This window comes from Streptomyces sp. NBC_01525 (assembly GCF_045040405.1).
Lineage (GTDB): Bacteria > Actinomycetota > Actinomycetes > Streptomycetales > Streptomycetaceae > Streptomyces > Streptomyces benahoarensis.
In genome coordinates this window covers 387,596-402,905 of sequence record NZ_CP109397.1, presented here as the reverse complement: position 1 = coordinate 402,905, position 15,310 = coordinate 387,596, and the positions used below count along the sequence as shown (strand labels likewise).

Here is a 15,310-nt window from a genome sequence, read left to right as displayed (position 1 = left end):
CCGGCCTCGACCAGGTGTGATCTCTGGTCGAGGCCGGACCTCGGCCGACGAGGAAGGAGGCATGCCTCGTCTGGATGTCCTGGGTGCGGGGGGAGCGGATGGCAAGAGGCCGGCGAGCACCGCAGGGCCGGAACGGCGTCATCAGCCGGTCCGGCCGGACTACGTAAGGTAAAGGGGTGCAGATGTTCGAACGGCTCAGGAAGTCGCTGCTGGTCCAGCCGTGGATGCGTGATCTGGCCGTCGCGGTCAGCTGCTTCGTCTTGTCCACCCCGGTGGCGGTAGCAGGCTCCTTCGTCCACGGGACCCCGGTGACCTGGCCCATTGGTGCCCTGGCGATCGCCTGCGTGCCGCTGCTCGCCCGCAGCCGCTGGCCGTTTCAGGTGCTGGCGGCGACCCTGACCGTGAGCGTCGTCCAGTTCCTGCTCTTCTCCCTCCCCGGGCCGTCGCCAGTCTGCACCGCGGTCGCGCTCTACTCAGTGGCGATACGCACCAACCGGCGCACTGCCCGGCGAGTCGGCGCGTGCGCGACGGCAGTGCTCGTCGTTGCCTCGCTGATCTGCCGTCCGGGCCTGGAGAACCTCTGGCAACACCTGGCCCTGATCGCCGGGCTGGGCCTCGCGGTGGCCAGCAGCGACGCCGTCCGCAGCCGCCGCCAACTGCTCGACTCCGCCCTGGAGCGAGCTGAACAGGCCGAGCGCACCAGGGAGGAGGAGGCCCGGCGCCGCGTCACCGAAGAGCGCCTCCGCATCGCCCGGGAGCTCCACGACGTCGTCGCCCACCACATCACCCTGGTCAACGCCCAGGCAGGCGTCGCCCACCACCTGATGCGCACCGAGCCCGACCATGCCTACCAAGCGCTCGAACGTATCCGGGACACCAGCCGGGCGGCACTGGACGAGCTACGCGCCACCGTAGGACTGCTCCGCTACAGCGACGACCCAGCCGCGCCCTGCGAACCCGCTCCCGGCCTCGCCGATCTCGACGCTCTGCTGGATTCCTTCCGCCACTCCGGTCTCGACGTCACCCCCGAACGCACCGGGCAACCGGGCGAGCTGCCAGCGATCACCGATCTGACGGCCTACCGGATCATCCAGGAAGCCCTGACCAACACCCGCAAGCACGCCGGCCTCGTATCGGCACGGGTCCACCTGGACTACCGCGCTGACGCCCTGCGGATCGCCGTCGAAGATGACGGCCCCAGCACCCCGGGAATCAGCAGCGGCAACACACCCGCCACCACAACCACCGACGAAACCCAAGGCACTGGCACCGGCACTGGACACGGAATGATCGGGATGCACGAGCGGGCCAAAGCCGCAGGCGGCACCCTCACCGCCGGACCACGCCCCGCCGGAGGGTTCCGGATCAACGCCGAACTGCCGCTCCGCGGCCGCCGAAAGGGCTGACCATGACCATCCGTGTCCTCCTCGCCGACGACCAGGCCCTGCTGCGCGGCACCTTCCGCATACTCGTCGACTCCGCCGCCGACATGGAAGTGGTCGCCGAAGCCGCCACGGGACGCGAGGCCGTCGAGCTGGCCCGCAGCCACCGCGCCGACCTGATCCTCATGGACATCCGGATGCCCGACCTCGACGGCCTCGCCGCCACCAGACTCATCACCGAGGACGAGAACCTCGCAGGCGTCAAGATCCTCATACTGACCACCTTCGAGAACGACGAATACGTCGCCGAAGCCCTACGCGCCGGCGCCAGCGGATTCCTCGGCAAAGGCATCAACCCCGACGAACTCCTGGACGCCATCAGGGTCGTCGCCGCAGGGGACTCCCTGCTCTCACCAGCCGCGACCCGATCCCTGGTCAACCGCTTCCTGTCCCAACCCACCCCGCCCGGCCCGAACACGCCGCCACAACTGGCCCCCCTCACCCCGCGAGAACATGAGGTCGTCACCCTGGTCGCAGCCGGCCTGTCCAACGACGACATCGCCGAACGGCTCTACGTCACGTCGCTCACCGCCAAAACCCACGTCAACCGCGCCATGACCAAACTCGGCGCCCGGGACCGCGCCCAACTCGTCGTCATCGCCTACCAGACCGGACTGGCCCGCCCCGACGGCCCGTGATCGCCTGCCCTGCGTAGCAGGGCCGCCAAGTTGCTCAACGATTCGCTGAAGACCCAGACCACCTACGTAATGAGTGTCTCGGAATACTGGACGAATAGGCGGAGTCAGCCAGGCAATGGCGACTTCGGGGTGCATCAGGCGCCGTCGTACACCCAGACACGGCCGGTCTGCCGGTACTCCTCCACGGGGGATCGGTTCGACACCGATCCTCATACGAGCCGTGTACAGCAGCCTGTCGAGGTGGTCGATCTCGTGGTGGACGAGTTGGGGGAGGCCGCTGCGGGGCATGCACCTGTTGGTGCAACCGTCGGGCCGCCCGTACGGGTCTGGATGAAAGCCCCGAGCGGATGCGTGACCGGCTCGCCGCCCTGCCACACGTGGAGGTCTCCGACCGGGGTGACCGCGTCCGCTACAAAGACCTGTTGGCCGGCGCCCGCTTCGACTGTTGGTCACCAAGGGAGGCGAGTGCCTCTTCACACCAGGCACCCGGGCCTGAACTGGCTGACCGAACTCGGTGACTGAGCGGAGAGCCGGCAGAGGTGCTCCGCACGGCGCCGGAAAAGCGGAGGCTGAGTGTCACACCAGCAGGCCACTGCACCAGCTTGGCGCTCTCCGGAGGCAACAGCGTCCACGAGCTGCAGCGATGCCGCCCACCTGATGTGTCCTCATTCCTGGCTGCGGCCCTCACCGTGCCAGATAGAGCGGTAAACGTGGCGCACCGCCCCGATTCCCGCAGCGGCCTCCGCAGTGACGATCCCGCCGTAGCTGTGGGCGACCAGGATGGTCGGTTCGTCGCCTGCCTGCAGCTCCTGCCGTACCGCGGCAACATCCTCGGGTAGCCCCGGTCCGCCGACGCCGCCGGGCCTCGGCAGCGCCGGGGCCACGCTCGGCACCCCTCGCTCCTGCATTAGCTCGGCGGTGCGGTGCCACCACCACGAACCGTCACGCACGCACGCACGCACGTGCACGAACACGACTCTCATCGCCACCTCCAAGTGGGCCTCGACTGCCCCCGGCCGGTTTTGCCGATCGTCAAGTGCCCAGTGCATGCGTCCCGGCGATGAGGGAACGGACGACGGACCATCGGCCACGGTCAGCCTCCCCGCGCAGGCTCATCACGAAGAGGGGGGTGAAGGTGGGAATGCCGAACCCCATCAGGTGATACGCGAGCCCGGCGGGGTAGTCGAGGTTGGGGTGGATGCCCTTGCGGCTGAGCATCGCGTGGCGAAGCGCGGAGTGCAGGGCCGCCAGCCGGGCCGCGTCCGCGTCGTCCGGACTCGCGACCAGCAGGTCGGTGGCCTCTTGCATGATCGGGACGCGGGAGTCGCCGTGCTTGTAGACCCGGTGTCCGAAGCCCATGATCCTTCGTTTGTCGGCCAGTGCCCCGTCCAGCCACTTCTCGGCCCATTGCGGATCGCCGATCTCGTTGAGCATGTGCATCACGGCCTCGTTGGCGCCGCCGTGCAACGGGCCCTTCAGCGCGCCGATCGCCGCGGTCACGGCGCTGTAGAGGTCGGAGAGGGTGGAGGTGACGATGCGGGCGGTGAACGTCGAGGCATTGAAGCTGTGTTCGGCGTAGAGGATGAGGGAGATCTCGAAGCAGCGCACGACCTCGGGGGAGGGCAGGGCGCCGAAGCACATGTGGAAGAAGTTCTCGGCGTAGCCCAGGGACGGGTCGGGCTGGATGGGGGCGAGTCCTTGCCGGCGGCGGTGGTCGGCGGCGACCACGACCGGCAGCTTCGCCAGCAGCGTGAGTGACTTCGCGTGGTTGGCGGCGGTGCTGCCGTCGTCCTCGGTGGGGTCCTCGGAGCCGAAGAAGCTGACGGCGGTGCGCAGGACGTCCATGGGGTGGCAGGTTTCGGGCAGCCGGGCGAGCAGTTCGGCGGTGGTGCGGTCCAGCGGTCGCAGGGCGCGCTCCCGGGCCCGGAACTCGTGCAGCTGCTGGGTGTCCGGGAACTCGCCGTACCAGAGCAGGTACGCGACTTCCTCGAACGAGCAGTGGGCGGCGAGGTCCTGGACCGCATAGCCGCGGTAGGTCAGGGAGTTGGTCTCCTGGATGACCGTGGAGATGGCGGTGGTGTCGACGACGACACCGGCGAGACCGCGGTGGATCTCGGGCGTGGTGGTGGTCATGGCGGGCCTCCGGTGCGGGTCAGGTGCCGGGCGGGAGTGTGAAGTCGAAGACGGCCGAGTCGAAGGTGGCGTACTCCTCGTAGCCGAGCACCTCGTAGAGACGGGAGCGGGTCTGCATCCGGGGGAGCAGGGACTCCTGGGTACCTTCCGCGGCGAGGGTGCGCAGTCCGTCCTCGACCGCGCCCGTGGCGAGGCGGAAGAGGGTGACGGGGTAGAGGGCATCAGCGCCCGCGTCCACGTAGGCCTTTAATCCGGGCCCTGTTCGGGGGCTGCGCCTTCGAATCCGCCCCACGGATCTCGCCACGTTCCGTTTAGCGTCAGATGCACTCAGCTACTCAGCTGGGCGGCATCAGGACCCGGCCTACGGATCGCAACCTCAGCCGGAGTCCCTGCCGACGCCCCCTCGAAGGAGAAGAACGTAAATGGCCCCCTCCCCCCCCGACGACGGCGACGTGAACCACGGCATGCCCGATCGCGCGCTAGGCCATGGAGGTGGCCGTGCGCCTCCTGCCTTGAGAACTGCGTGCGCATTCTGGCCAGCCAGGCGGATGTGCTGCTGTTCCAGGAGCGCGGATCCTGGCTCAAGGAAGTCGCCACCCTCGCACTCCTGTGTCTGCACCTGAAGCGGCACAGTTGCGACAGCAACTCGAACCAACAGCTCTGAACAAGGTCTGGGCGCCGCACGGCGCGGCGCCCAGAACACTCCTCGCGCCCGGAGCGCCCATGCATCAGACACGGCATCACATCGGAGTGGTCCTGGAGCGGATCTGCTCGCAGGCACGCTTGACGGCTGAAGCGGTAGCCGACAGGACTGGATCCACTTCCCGCGACGTCGCCGACTTCCTGTCCGGCAAGAAGTTCCCCAGCGCGATCTTCATCCTCCGCTTCGCGCAGATCAGTGGAACAGACCCTCAACTCCTCTTCAAGGTCTGGGAAGACGAACGTGAACGGAGGGCGCCCCGGCCTGCACGGGCGGGCCAAGATCGTTGACGATCAAGCTGGATAGGCTGTGCTCATGTCACGTGTTCGAGTCGCCCTTGCCTCTGTCCTCGTCGGAATGGCCGCGCTCACCGCCTGCTCCTCCAGCAGCGACAAGCCGGACTCTGCTTCGGGCGGCGCAAAGCCGGCCTCCTCCCCGGCCCCGAAGCCGATCACGAAAGATCTCGCCCAGGCGGACCTGACCCAGGCGCTGCTGGGGGATGGCGAGACGCTTCCGGGGTACTCCCTGCACGGCGACAAGTCGACAACCGAAGGGCAGTACTGCAACGCCACGGACGACGACTCCACCCCGAAGGGATGGGTCCGCGGCTCGGACGTCGCCTACGAGTACAACGGATCCACACTCAATATGGCATCCGTCCACATCTGCCTCTTCGGCTCGGCCAAGGACGCGCACAGCGCCTACGCCGCATGGAAGGGCAACGAGACGAGCAAGCAGCAGGACCCCAAGCACCCCGTGGGCGACGAGAGCACGCTTGTGATCAACCCCGGCGCGAGCGAGGACAGCGTCTACGGCTACAGCCGCTCCGGCAAGGCCAACGTCCGCGTGAAGATCGACGGCGCCACCGGCGGTGACCCCTCGGGCGCGGAGGTCATGCTCTCCGCGACGTTGAAGCGCCTTCAACAGCTCCAGGACGGGAAGCCCCCCACAGCCACTGCGGCGGACGAGCAGGCCAACGCCCGCAAGTAGCCGGAACGGAAAGGGACTCATAGCCAACTGCCAAGAAAAGTTCGGCAGTTGAAGTGGGCGGGCGAGATGGAGACGGCCTCGCAGTGCGAGCGGACGCGGAATCGATCCCACGTCGCCATTGTCGGCGAAGGGCGTCCAGGGGCGTCCGGCGGGTCTCAACGACGATCTGCTCCGCCAGCCCAAGGACACGCTGCCCAATCCGGAGAACAGCGTGGAGCCGATCGTGAAGATCCTCGGTGTCTCCGTCGGGACCCCCTGCAACCACATCCCCGACCTGAAGGAGCTGCGCGGCTCCCGAGCGCCGCATCGGATCGAATACGCCCAGTAGAGCGGACCTGGTTCGTGCCGAGGCCGTCAGGCGTGGGCGTGGTGGTGAGCCAGAGGCGTATGCGGGTCCGCCTCGTCGTGGCCGGCAGCGGGGTCGGTGTGGACGAGGGCGGCAGTCAGCCGGGGGACGGCGTGCAGGAGGGCGTGCTCGGCGTCGACGGCGACCCGGTGCGCGTCGCGGACGCTGAGATCGCCCGCCACGACGATGGCGACCTCGGCCCGCAGCTGGTGGCCGATCCACCGCATCCGCAGCTCACCGACCTCCAGAACGCCGTCGACCTGGTGCAGGGCGGTTTCGGCGGTGTCGACCAGGGCGGGGTCGACCGCATCCATGAGACGGCGGAAGACCTCCCGGACCGCGCCCTTGAGGACGGCCAGGATCGCGACGGTGATGAGCAGGCCGACGATCGGGTCGGCCAGGCGCCAGCCGAGTGCGGCGCCGCCGGCGCCGAGCAGGACGGCGAGGGAGGTGAAGCCGTCGGTGCGGGCGTGCAGGCCGTCGGCGACCAGGGCCGCCGAGCCGATCCGCTTGCCGGCGGTGATGCGGTAGCGGGCCACCCACTCGTTGCCGATGAAGCCGATCAGTGCGGCGGCGGCGACCGCGGGCAGGTAGCTGATCTCCTGCGGGTTCAGCAGCCGGTCGATCGTGGTCCAGGCGGCCAGCGCGGAGGAGGCGGCGATGGTGAGCACGATGAAGATGCCGGCCAGGTCTTCGGCGCGGCCGAAGCCGTAGGTGAACCGGCGGGTCGCCGCCCTGCGTCCGAGGATGAAGGCGACGCCGAGCGGGAGCGCGGTGAGCGCGTCGGCGGCGTTGTGGATGGTGTCGCCCAGCAGTGCGACCGATCCGGACAGCACCACCACGACGGCCTGCAAAGCGGCGGTGAGGCCCAGGACGCCGAGGGATATCCACAGCGTCCTCATACCCTCGGCGGACGTTTCCATCGCCGAGTCGACCTTGTCCGCGGCCTCATGGCTGTGTGGCTTGACCAGGTGCCTGACCTGGTGCCTGAACTGCGACCACCGGCCCGAACCGTCACTGTGCTCGTGATCGTCGTGCCCGTGGTCGTGCCGGTGGGCACGCTGTGCATGACCGTGGTCACCGTGGTCGTGGCGGTGCGGCTTGTGGGGAGTGCTCTGCTCGCTCACAACGGCTCACGCCTTCCGGATCAGAGGTCGGCAAGGCAGACCGGTTGGACACCGGACGCTCACCCCATCATTATGTGCGTATGAGCGCACGCATGCACCTATCAGGTGCGCAAGGCCCGCAACAGCGAGACGAAGGCAGGCAGGCCGAGCGGTACGCCGTGGCCGCGGAGGTCCTGGGGCTGCTGGCCGACCGCACCCGCCTGACCCTCCTGGAACATCTCGCCGAGGGCGAGGCGGACGTGACGACCCTCACCGAAGCATGCGGAGTCGCCCGGCCCGCGGTCAGCCAGCACCTGGCCCGCCTCCGCCTGGCTGGCCTGGTCACCACCCGCAAGGAAGGCCGCCGGGTGATCTACGCCCTGCGGCACGGACACATCAAGCGCCTGGTCAACGAGGCCCTCCGGTCCGCCGACCACCAACTCGGCGGCCTCCCGCCCCACGACTGACAGTGTTGTTCGCTCGTAGCGCCCGGGTCAGACGGCCACCGGCACGGGTGCCGGAGCGCCGATGCGGCCGGTGCGGGCCAGCGCGAACACCGCGCCGGCACAGCCCAGCCCGGTCACCGTCAGGGCCGCCCAGGTCAGCCACAGCGCGTGGCGAGCGGCGGCGAAGTCCCACAGTGCTCCAGTGGCCAGGTTCCCCAGCGTGATGCCGAGGCCGGAGACGGTGTTGTAGAGGCCGTAGTGCGTGGCCACGAGCCGGTTGCCCGCCAAGGCCACGACCGTGTCCATCTCCAGCGGGTAGACCACCGCGCTGCCCGCCGCCAGCAGGGCCACGGCCGCCGCCAGCGCCGTCAGCTCGATGGCGGTCTGCCACGCCCCCGGGCCCGTGGGGGCGATCGCGAGCGGGGTGAAGGCCAGGCCCATCGCGGCCAGCCCGCGCACCATTGCCTGCGGACGGCTCCACCGCTCCTTCGCCCAGGCGGTCAGCCTCAGTTGCCCGGTCACCGCCACCGCGGCCGAGAGCACGAACAGGCCGCTGGTGACCTTCGTGCCGTCGGAGCCGAGCGCGGCGTCGGCGGCCATGGGCAGGGCCAGGTAGACCTGGAAGGTCAGCACGTAGGAGCCGATCATCGCGAGCGAGAACAGCAGGAACGGCCGGTTGGCCACCACCTGACGCCACTGCGCCAGCACTCCGCCCGCGCCGTCGCTGTCCTTGGCGGCCGTGGCACGCCGGGCGGGCAGAGCACGGGCCTGGAGCAGGGTGAGGGCGGCGAAGATGGCGGCCGCGACGGTGCACACCAGGCGGAAGTCGGCGGCCAGCAGGGCAAGGCCGACCAGCGGGCCCAGCAGCATCCCGGCCTGGTAATAGACGTTGAACGCGGCGAACGCGTCCACCCGCCGCTCTCCGGCTTCGACGGCGAGGTAGGCGCGTACGGCCGGGTTGAACAGGGCGCCCGCGAAGCCGGTGGCCGCTGATGCGGCAATGAGGGCCGGCAGATTGTCGACCCATCCGAGCAGGGCGAACCCGCCGGTGCGCAGGAGGCAGCCGGCCAGGATGGGGGCTTTGTAGCCGAAGCGGTCGGCGATGGTGCCGCCGATGAGGAACATGCCCTGCTGGGAGAAGTTGCGGACCCCCAGTACGAGGCCGACGGCCCAGGCGGCCAGTCCCAGCTCGCCGGCCAGGTGGGCGGCGAGGTAGGGCATGAGCATGTAGAAGGCGAGGTTGATGGCGAACTGGTTCACCATCAGCAGCCGCACCGCCGGGGTGAAGCTCCGCGTCGTGGCCAGCAGCGTCTTCACCGGGCCACCCCCATCAGCCCGCGCTCACCCGTGGTCTCCCGGTCGGCCCCTGCGAGGGGATCGAGGACCGTCGTGCAGCGGCTCCAGTGGGCAACGGCCTGCTCGCCCGGGTGTGCCAGCTCGTCGGGGGCGTCGGCCGGTTTCTGGCCGAGCAGCTGGTGGGTGCGGCACCAGTCGTCGTCGAAGACGGTGCCGACGTACCGTTGCGGGCCGTCGGGGAAGACCGCAGCGATCTTCGTCTCCGCGGGGGAGGTGGCGGCGAGGTGGCGGGCGACCAGCGCGACCGCGCCCACGCTCCACCCGCCCGTCGCGTACCGGGATTTCGCCAGGGCGCGGGCGGCCCAGACAGCCTCGCCCGCCGCGACCCAGTGGACCTCGTCGAACAGGGCGTAGTCGACGTTGTGCGGGTAGATGCTGGAGCCCAGCCCCCGCATCAGCCGTGGTGCGGCGGGTTGCCCGAAGATCGTGGAGCCGCAGGTGTCCACTCCCACGATTCGCACGGCAGGGAAGAAGCCGCGCAGCACCCGGCCGATCCCGGCCGAGTGCCCGCCGGTGCCCACGCTCACCACCAGGATGTCGATCCGCCCGAGCTGCGCGACCAGCTCGTGCGCCAGGGGCGCGTAGGCGGCCACGTTGTCGGGGTTGCGGTACTGATCCGGGCACCATGCATCCGGACGGTCGATCAGCAACTGGTCGACCCTGTCCCGGCGGGCCTGTTGCCAGCCCCCGATCGTGTGCGGCTCACTCACCAGATGCAGCTCGGCGCCGTACGCGGTCAGCAGGCCGCGCATCAGCGGCTCCATGCCGGGGTCGGTGACCACCACCACCGGATGCCCGAACGTCACCCCGGCCAGCGCCAGTCCCAGGCCGAGAGTCCCGGAGGTGGATTCCACGATCGGTGCTCCGGGCAGCAGATCGCCGCGCTCGCGGGCCCGGGCCACCATGTACAGCGCGGTCCGGTCCTTGATCCCGCCCGGATTGTGGCCTTCGAGCTTGGCCCAGAAGCCGCGCCCGGCGGCGGTGAACGGCTCGCCGACCCACAGCATCGGGGTGTCGCCGACCAGTCCGGCAGGGGTGTACGCGGCCGGAGCCCCGGGCGCCAGCAGCTGGGCAGGCGAACAGGGGACAGTGGTGTGCAAAGGGTTCATCGCGTGAGGTCTCCCACGGCCCCACCCGTTCGGCGGGCCGCGTGCTCGTGACGACTGTTCAGGACCCACGAACACCGCCACGGCAAACCACGGGTACCAGCCCTCCGGCCCCTTATGCCGTGCGGTGCATCCTGATCAGGTCCGCCACACCCCCAGCACCGACCGCACCCGTTGCTGATCGTCGTGATCCCTCGGCGCGCCTCCTGCTGGGGCTGCGCGCCCGGCAACCGCACACGCCTCCCCGTCCACCGCACCCACGGGCGCCAACACCTCTGGCGCCGCCGGCGCCCCCGGGTCCCGGGACAGCACGCTGGGGTCATCCGCCCCCGTGCAGTCGGCGAACCGCAGCCCCTGCTCCCCGACGGCCAGCACGGACACCGCGCCCGGGGCGGGTTCGGCAGACGGGACCGTAGTCGTCGCCGCAACCGGCAGTGAGTCGGATCCGGCAGCGCGTCCGAGCTCGGGCCCGTGGGCGCAGGCCAGGACGTGCACGAGGACGGCCAGCACCACAGCGACGACCGCCGTGGCCGCTGACGACCGGAAGCGACACCGCATCACGAGCACGTCATATACCGTACTCGATCAGCCACGCGAAGTGAGCGAGCCGGTCAGGCCCCGCCGGTCCGACGCCACCGCGCGGAGCGCCTCAGCTACCGCAGGCGCAGCCCGCAGGTACTGCGGCTTCTACGGTCTCGCTCTGCGCAGCGCAGCAGCCTTCGCCCTCCAGGGTGGCGCTCTTGCCCATCTGGTCGGCCTCGGCCTTGACGACGTAGACCTCCCAGGGCTCCTTGCCGGGGCCGTGGACCCAGACCTTGTCCTGGAGGGCGTAGCAGCAGGAGGTGTCGTTCTCCTCGAACGTCGCGAGACCGGCGCCCTTGAGTCGGTTGGTGGCGGCGGCGACTTCCTCGGCGGTGTCGACCTCGACGCCGAGGTGGTCCAGGCGGGTTTCCTGACCCGGCTCGCCCTCGATGAGAACGAGTTTCAGCGGCGGGGCGGTGATCGCGAAGTTGGCGTAGCCGGGGCGTTGCTTGGCGGGCTCGACCCCGAACAGCTTGGAGTAGAAGGTCACCGACGCTTCGAGGTCGGCGACGTTGAGCGCGAGCTGGGCACGGGACATGACGGTCTCCCCGATCAGGTTGCATTGATGCCTGTCGATTCAAGCTTGCGCCCTGAATTGAAAAACGTCAACATAGAGACATGTCGAAACAAGAGATGGTGGTGCTCGGACAGGACGGCGTCGATGGATGCTGCCCCGCCCTGCTGACCGCACCGCTGGACGAGGACCAGGCCGCCGATCTGGCGAAGGTGTTCAAGGCGCTGGGCGACCCGGTGCGGCTGCGGCTGCTGTCGATGATCGCCTCCCGCGCGGGCGGGGAGGTCTGTGTCTGCGACCTCACCCCGGCCTTCGCCCTGTCGCAGCCGACGATCTCCCATCACCTCAAGCTGCTCAAGCAGGCCGGGCTCATCGACTCCGAGCGGCGCGGGACATGGGTGTACTACCGGCTGCTGCCGCAGATGACCGACCGCCTCGCCGCGATCCTCACCCGCCCCGCCGGGCAGCCGCCGACCGAGAAGACGCCCGCCGGAGCCGCCTCATGAACGCCGAAGCCGCCACCACGGCGGCGCCCGCGGGGCCGGTGGCCGGGCGGCTGTCGTTCCTGGACCGGTTCCTCGCCGTGTGGATTGTGCTCGCGATGGCCGCCGGCCTCGGCCTGGGCCGCCTGGTCCCCGGCCTGGGGGACACGCTCGCGAAGGTCACCGTCACCGGCGTCTCGCTGCCGATCGCGCTCGGCCTGCTCGTGATGATGTACCCGGTCCTCGCGAAGGTCCGCTACGACCGCCTGGACACCGTCACCCGCGACCGGCGCCTGCTCATCCCGTCCCTGGTCCTCAACTGGATCGTCGGCCCGGCCCTGATGTTCGCCCTCGCCTGGGTCTTCCTGCCGGACCTGCCCGAGTACCGCACCGGCCTGATCATCGTCGGCCTCGCCCGCTGCATCGCCATGGTCATCATCTGGAACGACCTCGCCTGCGGCGACCGCGAAGCCGCCGCCGTCCTCGTCGCCCTGAACTCCGTGTTCCAGGTGATCGCCTTCGCCGCACTGGGCTGGTTCTACCTGTCCGTGCTGCCCGGCTGGCTCGGCCTGGAACAGGCCACGCTGGACGTCTCCGTGTGGGAGATCGCCCGCTCCGTCCTCATCTTCCTCGGCATTCCGCTGCTCGCCGGGTTCCTCACCCGCCGCCTGGGCGAGAAGGCCAGGGGCCGCACCTGGTACGAGACGAAGCTGATCCCGCGCATCGGACCGTTCGCCCTGTGGGGCCTGCTGTTCACCATCGTCGTGCTCTTCGCCCTCCAGGGCGACGCCATCACCTCCAAGCCCCTCGACGTCGCCCGGATCGCGCTGCCCCTGCTGGTGTACTTCGCGCTGATGTGGGCCGGGTCGATGGCCGCCGGCCGCGCGGTCGGACTCGACTACCCGAGGGCGACGACGCTGGCGTTCACCGCCGCGGGCAACAACTTCGAACTCGCCATCGCCGTCGCCGTCGCCACCTTCGGCGCCACCTCCGGCCAGGCCCTCGCGGGAGTCGTCGGACCGCTCATCGAGGTGCCGGTCTTGATTGGCTTGGTCTACGTCGCCCTGGCCGCCCGCCGCTTCTTCCCTCAGCCCACACCGACGGCCGGACCTGCCGTCTCCCCGGAAGGTTCTGCCCGTGTCTGAGGCCAAGCCGTCCGTGCTGTTCGTGTGCGTCCACAATGCCGGCCGCTCGCAGATGGCAGCCGCCTTCCTCACCCACCTCTCCGAGGGTCGCGTCGAGGTCCGCTCCGCCGGGTCCACACCGGCCGACGCCGTGAACCCGGCCGCCGTACAAGCGATGGCGGAGGTCGGCATCGACATGTCCGCCGAGACGCCGAAGGTGCTGACGGTGGAGGCCGTGCAGGCGTCCGATGTGGTGATCACCATGGGATGCGGTGACACCTGCCCCGTCTTCCCCGGCAAGAGGTACCTCGACTGGAAGCTCGACGACCCCGCCGGGCAGGGCGTCGAAGCGGTCCGCCCGATTCGCGACGAGATCGAACAGCGCATCCGCGTGCTGCTCACCGAAGTCCGGCCCCACTGACACTTCCCGCGGCGGATGGACTGACGTTGCCGTGGCAGACGACAGTTACCGCTGGTGCCGGCGGTATCGGCCTTGAGTTCCTGGGCATGCAGCCTGAGGATGCTAGGCGCATGTCCTTGAACGCGAAGCGGGCCCCGGCGTGATGCCGGGGCCCGCTTCGCGTGGTGGGTGGTCAGCTACAGCAGTCACAGTCGGGGCGGCAGCCGCAGACGTCCGCTTCGGTATCGGTCGACGACGGAGCCAGAGCGGCAGGCGTGGGCACGCAGCAGCCCTTGCCCTGCCAGGCGTCGCGGCCTTCCTTGAGCGCGATGGCGGCGATGACGAGCGCGGCGATGGGGTCGGCCCAGGACCACCCCAGGGTGGCGTTGAGGACCAGGCCCACCAGGAGGACGGCGGACAGGTAGGTGCACAGCAGGGTCTGCTTGGAGTCGGCGACCGCGGAGGCGGAGCCGAGTTCGCGGCCCGCGCGGCGCTGGGCGGCGGACAGGAACGGCATGATCGCCAGGGAGAGGGCGGCGATGACGATGCCGGGGGCGGAGCGGTCGGCCTCGCCGGCGCCCATCAGGGCGCGGCCGGCGTCGAAGGCGACGTAGGCGGCGAGGGCCAAGAAGGAGACGGCGATGATCCGCAGGGTGCGCTGCTCGCGGGCTTCGCGTACGGCATGGTCGCGGGCGGAGAACTGCCAGGCGACCGCGGCGGCGGAGGAGACCTCGATGACGGAGTCGAGGGCGAAGCCGATCAGGGCGGTGGAGGAGGCGAGGGTGCCGGCGGTGATGGCGACGATCGCCTCGATGACGTTATAGGTGATCGTGGCCGCGACCAGCAGGCGTATCCGCCGGGTGATGGCGTCGCGGCGGGCCGGGGAGGGCCCGAGGGATATCGCGGTCATGGTCAGCAGCAGCCCTTCTCGTCGGCGTCGACACAGGTCCGGTCGGTCTCCAGGAAAACGTGGATCGTTGTGGCCCCCCCGGAACTGGCGTGGGACACCGCGCCCCATCTCTCTCGGATGCCTCTCTGTGTCCGTGGCCCCACAGCGCAGAGCGCGAGAGCATGGCGCTGAGGTCATCTGTGGGCAATCGGCCCACACCCCGCTCGACACGGGAGGTGCGGCTCCCGTGCGGGGCGCTCGCCGAGGTGAGGAGCACGGCATGGTCAAGGCGATTTCGCATCCACTGTTCGCCCGTATTTACCCGAAGATCAACGCCTATGCGGAGGCGCACGGTTCGGTCGAGCACCGCCAGGAGCTGCTGGCAGGCGTACGCGGCCGGGTGGTGGAGATCGGTGCGGGCACGGGGGCGAATTTCCGGCACTATCCGCCGGAGGTGGAGCGGGTCATCGCGGTGGAGCCGGAGCCTCGACTGCGTGCCCTCGCGGAACGGGCTGCCGCTGATGCGGCGGCGCCTGTGGAAGTGCTGGCTGGCCAGGCGGAGCGGTTGCCGGTCGAGGACGGCAGCGTCGACGTGGCCGTGGTGTCGCTGGTGCTGTGCACGATCGTCGATGTGCCCGGCGCGCTCGCGGAGGTATCGCGGGTGCTCCGGCCGACCGGCGAGCTGCGCTTTTACGAGCATGTGCGAGCGCAGAAGCCCCACGCCTTCCAGCGGCAGCGGCTGTTGAACCCGCTGTGGCGGATGCTGGGTGGGGGCTGCAACCTCACGAGGGACACCGAGCGCGCCATCGCGGAGGCGGGTTTCACCGTCGAGAGAGTGCGGCACTTCGCGTTCCTGCCGGGCGGGCGGCCCAATCCCGCTTCCCCGTCGATCATCGGGATCGCCCGCCCGTCGGCCGCCGGCGAGCGGTAGCGGCGGGCGGACGGGCCGACGATCTCCATGCCGTCGCAGCCGTTACGGCAGTCACTCTTCTTCATGTGGTGCTGGGGCATCTGCCACTGGAAGCGGATGCCATGGCGCCGTGGCGGTTGGTGCAA

At 69.8% G+C, this 15,310-nt stretch carries 18 protein-coding genes and 1 pseudogene; 11 read left to right on the top strand and 8 right to left on the bottom strand.

Annotation, left to right across the window (positions count from 1 at the left end; genetic code table 11):
- The first annotated feature begins 182 nt into the window (after positions 1–182).
- Complete coding sequence (locus OG422_RS01830; RefSeq protein ID WP_405738891.1) at positions 183–1,406, top strand: sensor histidine kinase; 1,224 nt, start codon at positions 183–185, stop codon at positions 1,404–1,406.
- Positions 1,407–1,408: 2 nt separating this feature from the next.
- Positions 1,409–2,080: a response regulator gene (locus tag OG422_RS01825; RefSeq protein WP_405738888.1), complete on the top strand. Its 672-nt coding sequence runs from the start codon at positions 1,409–1,411 to the stop codon at positions 2,078–2,080.
- Between the two features lie 665 nt (positions 2,081–2,745).
- On the opposite strand, the gene OG422_RS01820 is transcribed toward OG422_RS01825, so the two are convergent.
- From OG422_RS01820 to OG422_RS01810, 3 genes and pseudogenes are all read right to left on the bottom strand, one after another.
- A complete protein-coding gene (locus OG422_RS01820) occupies positions 2,746–3,063 on the bottom strand; it encodes an alpha/beta fold hydrolase (RefSeq protein WP_405738885.1) in 318 nt (105 codons plus the stop codon).
- 49 nt (positions 3,064–3,112) lie between these two features.
- Positions 3,113–4,213, bottom strand: coding sequence for a bifunctional 2-methylcitrate synthase/citrate synthase (locus OG422_RS01815; RefSeq protein WP_405738882.1), 1,101 nt, complete (start codon positions 4,211–4,213; stop codon positions 3,113–3,115).
- A gap of 19 nt (positions 4,214–4,232) precedes the next feature.
- A pseudogene (locus OG422_RS01810) lies at positions 4,233–4,433 on the bottom strand (methylisocitrate lyase); the annotation flags it as partial.
- 303 nt (positions 4,434–4,736) lie between these two features.
- Here OG422_RS01810 and OG422_RS01805 point away from each other — a divergent pair.
- The 4 genes from OG422_RS01805 to OG422_RS01790 all read left to right on the top strand — a co-directional run bounded on the left by OG422_RS01805 (position 4,737) and on the right by OG422_RS01790 (position 6,231).
- A complete protein-coding gene (locus tag OG422_RS01805) occupies positions 4,737–4,877 on the top strand; it encodes a hypothetical protein (RefSeq protein ID WP_405738879.1) in 141 nt (46 codons plus the stop codon).
- A gap of 59 nt (positions 4,878–4,936) precedes the next feature.
- Positions 4,937–5,203: a helix-turn-helix domain-containing protein gene (locus tag OG422_RS01800; protein WP_405738876.1), complete on the top strand. Its 267-nt coding sequence runs from the start codon at positions 4,937–4,939 to the stop codon at positions 5,201–5,203.
- A gap of 25 nt (positions 5,204–5,228) precedes the next feature.
- Positions 5,229–5,903, top strand: a complete 675-nt coding sequence (locus OG422_RS01795) for a hypothetical protein (RefSeq protein ID WP_405738874.1) — start codon at positions 5,229–5,231, stop codon at positions 5,901–5,903.
- Between the two features lie 118 nt (positions 5,904–6,021).
- Entirely contained in the window at positions 6,022–6,231 is a 210-nt protein-coding gene (locus OG422_RS01790; protein ID WP_405738872.1) for a hypothetical protein, read from the top strand.
- A gap of 26 nt (positions 6,232–6,257) precedes the next feature.
- Here OG422_RS01790 and OG422_RS01785 read toward each other — a convergent pair whose 3' ends face one another.
- Positions 6,258–7,376 (bottom strand): cation diffusion facilitator family transporter, encoded by a 1,119-nt coding sequence (locus tag OG422_RS01785; protein ID WP_405738869.1) that lies wholly within the window; start codon positions 7,374–7,376, stop codon positions 6,258–6,260.
- Positions 7,377–7,456: 80 nt separating this feature from the next.
- Here OG422_RS01785 and OG422_RS01780 point away from each other — a divergent pair, with 80 nt between their 5' ends.
- Positions 7,457–7,822 (top strand): metalloregulator ArsR/SmtB family transcription factor, encoded by a 366-nt coding sequence (locus OG422_RS01780; protein WP_143942234.1) that lies wholly within the window; start codon positions 7,457–7,459, stop codon positions 7,820–7,822.
- Positions 7,823–7,849: 27 nt separating this feature from the next.
- Here OG422_RS01780 and OG422_RS01775 read toward each other — a convergent pair whose 3' ends face one another.
- The 3 genes from OG422_RS01775 to OG422_RS01765 form a co-directional block, all read right to left on the bottom strand.
- A complete protein-coding gene (locus OG422_RS01775; protein WP_405747596.1) occupies positions 7,850–9,064 on the bottom strand; it encodes an MFS transporter in 1,215 nt (404 codons plus the stop codon).
- 50 nt (positions 9,065–9,114) lie between these two features.
- Positions 9,115–10,266, bottom strand: coding sequence for a PLP-dependent cysteine synthase family protein (locus OG422_RS01770; RefSeq protein ID WP_405738864.1), 1,152 nt, complete (start codon positions 10,264–10,266; stop codon positions 9,115–9,117).
- Positions 10,267–10,912: 646 nt separating this feature from the next.
- Positions 10,913–11,383, bottom strand: coding sequence for an ArsI/CadI family heavy metal resistance metalloenzyme (locus OG422_RS01765; RefSeq protein WP_405738861.1), 471 nt, complete (start codon positions 11,381–11,383; stop codon positions 10,913–10,915).
- 80 nt (positions 11,384–11,463) lie between these two features.
- On the opposite strand from OG422_RS01765, the gene OG422_RS01760 reads away from it, so the two are divergent.
- The 3 genes from OG422_RS01760 to OG422_RS01750 are packed head-to-tail and all read left to right on the top strand — an operon-like array spanning position 11,464 to position 13,386.
- On the top strand, positions 11,464–11,865 hold the full coding sequence (locus tag OG422_RS01760; RefSeq protein ID WP_405738858.1) for an ArsR/SmtB family transcription factor: 402 nt from the start codon (positions 11,464–11,466) through the stop codon (positions 11,863–11,865).
- The gene (gene arsB / locus OG422_RS01755) at positions 11,862–12,986 is read left to right on the top strand and encodes an ACR3 family arsenite efflux transporter (RefSeq protein WP_405738855.1); all 1,125 of its coding nucleotides are present in this window, start codon (positions 11,862–11,864) and stop codon (positions 12,984–12,986) included. The genes OG422_RS01760 and arsB overlap by 4 nt, the downstream gene beginning before the upstream one ends.
- Positions 12,979–13,386 carry an arsenate reductase ArsC gene (locus OG422_RS01750; RefSeq protein ID WP_405738853.1) on the top strand — a complete coding sequence of 136 codons (408 nt, stop codon included), beginning with the start codon at positions 12,979–12,981 and terminating at the stop codon, positions 13,384–13,386. The genes arsB and OG422_RS01750 overlap by 8 nt, the downstream gene beginning before the upstream one ends.
- A 172-nt stretch (positions 13,387–13,558) precedes the next feature.
- Here OG422_RS01750 and OG422_RS01745 read toward each other — a convergent pair whose 3' ends face one another.
- The gene (locus OG422_RS01745) at positions 13,559–14,275 is read right to left on the bottom strand and encodes a cation transporter (protein WP_405738850.1); all 717 of its coding nucleotides are present in this window, start codon (positions 14,273–14,275) and stop codon (positions 13,559–13,561) included.
- Between the two features lie 259 nt (positions 14,276–14,534).
- On the opposite strand from OG422_RS01745, the gene OG422_RS01740 reads away from it, so the two are divergent.
- On the top strand, positions 14,535–15,185 hold the full coding sequence (locus tag OG422_RS01740; protein WP_405738847.1) for a class I SAM-dependent methyltransferase: 651 nt from the start codon (positions 14,535–14,537) through the stop codon (positions 15,183–15,185).
- The last annotated feature ends 125 nt before the right edge of the window (positions 15,186–15,310 follow it).